The organism is Bartonella sp. MU70NMGDW (genome assembly GCF_042194085.1).
In the GTDB taxonomy this organism is placed as follows: domain Bacteria; phylum Pseudomonadota; class Alphaproteobacteria; order Rhizobiales; family Rhizobiaceae; genus Bartonella; species Bartonella grahamii.
The window spans coordinates 7,732-10,955 of sequence record NZ_JBHIMK010000064.1 but is presented as its reverse complement, the minus strand read 5'-3'; the positions used below and the strand labels follow the sequence as shown (position 1 = coordinate 10,955).

General features: G+C 36.7%; 4 protein-coding genes. 2 read left to right on the top strand and 2 right to left on the bottom strand.

Annotated elements, in window-relative coordinates; translation table 11 throughout:
- Positions 1–297 (top strand): uracil-DNA glycosylase family protein (locus ACFIKE_RS06685; protein WP_375648786.1); only part of this gene is annotated, 297 nt, incomplete at its 5' end.
- 21 nt (positions 298–318) lie between these two features.
- Positions 319–810: an Lrp/AsnC family transcriptional regulator gene (locus ACFIKE_RS06680; protein WP_015856433.1), complete on the top strand. Its 492-nt coding sequence runs from the start codon at positions 319–321 to the stop codon at positions 808–810.
- Positions 811–859: 49 nt separating this feature from the next.
- Here ACFIKE_RS06680 and cobT read toward each other — a convergent pair whose 3' ends face one another.
- Positions 860–1,846: a nicotinate-nucleotide--dimethylbenzimidazole phosphoribosyltransferase gene (cobT, locus tag ACFIKE_RS06675; RefSeq protein ID WP_375648784.1), complete on the bottom strand. Its 987-nt coding sequence runs from the start codon at positions 1,844–1,846 to the stop codon at positions 860–862.
- A 392-nt stretch (positions 1,847–2,238) separates the two neighbouring features.
- Entirely contained in the window at positions 2,239–3,219 is a 981-nt protein-coding gene (gene dusA, locus ACFIKE_RS06670) for a tRNA dihydrouridine(20/20a) synthase DusA (RefSeq protein WP_375648788.1), read from the bottom strand.
- Between the last annotated feature and the right edge of the window lie 5 nt (positions 3,220–3,224).

Below are 3,224 nucleotides of genomic sequence, written 5' to 3'. Positions count from 1 at the left end.
CGTGAATGTCGAGAAATATGGCATGAAAAGATATTTCAAGCGATGCCTCAAATAAAGCTTGTTCTTGCTATTGGCAGTTATGCGCAAAAGTGGCATATTACAGAATTAAAACATAAAACTGTTTCAGCAACCGTTAGTGATTGGAGAAATATTCTTTCCATCCCCCAACCTCAAGGCTATAATGTTATGCCTTTGCCTCATCCATCATGGCGAAATACTTCTTGGTTACAGAAAAATCCATGGTTTAACGATGAGCTTATTGTATATCTGCGTCGTTTAGTACGTAAATTTTTATAAATTAAAATACTGAGAAAAAATATGGATCGTCTTGACCGAAAAATTTTACATCTTTTGCAAGAAAATGCGACACTTTCTGTTGCTGATATTGCTAAAAAAGTGGGACTTTCGACCACTCCTTGTTGGCGTAGAATTCAAAAGCTTGAAGAAGATGGCGTCATTCAGCGTCGTGTTGCCGTTCTTTCTCCAGAAAAAGTGAATGCGCATGTCACTGTTTTTGTGTCTATTCGCACAAACACACATAGTCATGAATGGTTTAAGCGTTTTTCAAAAATTGTACAAGAATTCCGTGAAGTCATTGAATTTTATAGAATGAGTGGAGATATTGACTATTTATTGCGTGTTGTTGTGCCCAACATTGAAGCTTATGATCTTTTTTATAAAAAATTAATTTCTAAAATTGACATCCGTGATGTCTCATCTTCTTTCGCAATGGAACAGATTAAATATACAACGGAACTTCCACTTAATTATATTAAATTACATGACAAGACGCATGAACAAAACTCTTAAGAGTTTTTTTATATCGTCTCATTATCTTTTAGGCATTCAAACTTTCGTGTTAAAAAACCACCATTTGTGCATGTGTTAAAACAGCAGCTTTGACAATACCAGCTGCCATAGCTGCTCCTGTCCCTTCACCAAGACTCATCCCAAAATCCAGAAGTGGTTCTTTGCCAATTTTTTTTAAAAGTTCACGATGAGCTGTCTCAGAAGAAACATGTCCAACAAGGGTATGATCAAGAGCTTTTGGATGCATTTTATAAAGGACCGCTGCTGCTGCTGTTGCCACAAAACCGTCTAAAATAACGGGTATTTTTTCTATTCTTGCTGCTAAAATAGCACCAACCATAGCAGCAATTTCACGTCCTCCTAAGCGACGCATTATCTCAAAAGGATCATTAAAATAATCCTTATGCAAAGAAATGGCTGTCTTAACCGCTGCAATTTTACGCTGATAAAAATCACCTTCTGATTCCATACCATTTCCTGTCCATTCTTCCACTTCTCCTCCAAACAATGCTAAGCATAAAGCTGAAGCTATTGTGGTGTTTCCAATTCCCATTTCTCCAATACATAAAAGATCTGTTCCACCCGCAATGGATTCCATTCCAAATGCCATTGTAGCAGCCGCACTCCGCTCATCCATTGCGGCATCCTTCGTAATATTCATTGTTGGATATTCCAATGCTAAATCAAATATTTTTAATCCAAGATCATAAGCAATACAAATTTGATTGATAGCAGCCCCACCAGATGCAAAATTCTGCACCATCTTTTGTGTCATAGATTGTGGAAATGGTGTAACATTTTCTTCTACTATACCATGGTTTCCAGAAAAAATAGCAACCAAAGGTCGCGTTACGATAGGTTTTTCTGTCCCCCTCCATCCCGCATACCAAACAGCAATATCTCCCAGTTTTCCCAATGTTCCTTGCTCTTTTGTTAAGTTTTTTTGCCGTTTTCTTGCCAAAATTATAGAAAACTCATCAGCCACAGGTAAATTTGTAAGCAAAGCACGAAAATCATCAAATGGACTAGCGGTCATAAGGATACCTTTTAAAATCTACAATGTTTATGAAAATCACGTCATATATACAGGATATGAATAATTTATTGTTTTTTTAAACAGTGCTTTAAAAACATTAAATATTATGAAAGCAATGATTTCTATATTCTATTTTCTAATCAAATAGCAAACATGAAAGATTTAAAATATTATCAATATGTTATTACTATTTTTACAGTATGCTCTTAATCTATTTCTCTATTAAATAGGAGCAATTAACATGTTGTTTAATATATAAATTCTAACATTCCTTCTATAACAAAAGTTGCAAACTTTCAAAAACTTATAAAATCAAAAGGATCAAAATGATCATAAAGAAATCAAAACACAAAGGATCTCAACTTTAACATATGTTAATTGTCAGGCTGTTATTAAATGAGAGCACAAAAAGCTTCTTTTAAAATACATATACCTGCATTTGGTTTTGTCGCATCATTTGATAATATTTGCCTCCATCGACGTGCCCCACCCCGCCCATGAAATAAACCAATCATGTGACGAGTCACATGAGAAAGCCGCCCCCCCGATGCAATATGTCGAGCAGCATAATCACACATAACCTCAATAAGATCACTCTCACTCAGATTATTTTGCGCCTCATCATAGAGTTCAAAATCAATATGTTTTAACAAAGCTGGATCATGATAAACTTGGCGACCAAGCATGGCAGCATCACAGAAAGTTAAGTGTTCTTTGATCTCATCAATCGATTTAATTCCACCATTTATCCCAATGAATTTATGAGGATATTTACGTTTTAATCTATAAACCCTTTCATAATTAAGGGGCGGAATATTGCGATTTTCTTTCGGACTCAATCCTTGCAGCCATGCCTTGCGTGCATGTATCCAGAGCGCATCACATCCAGCATTCCAAACCTGATTAGCCAAAAGATCTAACGCCAACTCTTCATCTTGTTCGTCCACTCCAATCCGACATTTGACAGTTACTGGTATAGTAACTTCTCGTTTCATCGCTTCCACGGCATTTGCCACAATGTCTGGATGTCGCATCAAACAAGCCCCAAAGACACCTGCTTGAACACGATTTGATGGACAACCGACATTGAGATTTATTTCGTTGTAGCCAAAATCTTCAGCAATTCTTGCAGCTTCTGCTAACTTTTTCGGATCCGCCCCCCCTAATTGTAATGCAACTGGACATTCTTTATCGCTAAAAGCCAACAATTGTTCGCGAACACCATGAATGACAGAATCTGCTACCATCATTTCCGTATAAAGGAGTGCTTTTTTCGTTAAAAGACGATAAAAAAACCTGCAATGTCGGTCTGTCCAATCCAACATTGGTGCTACTGCAAATTTTACAGGCGATGGAAGGTTGTAAAATATCATGAGGG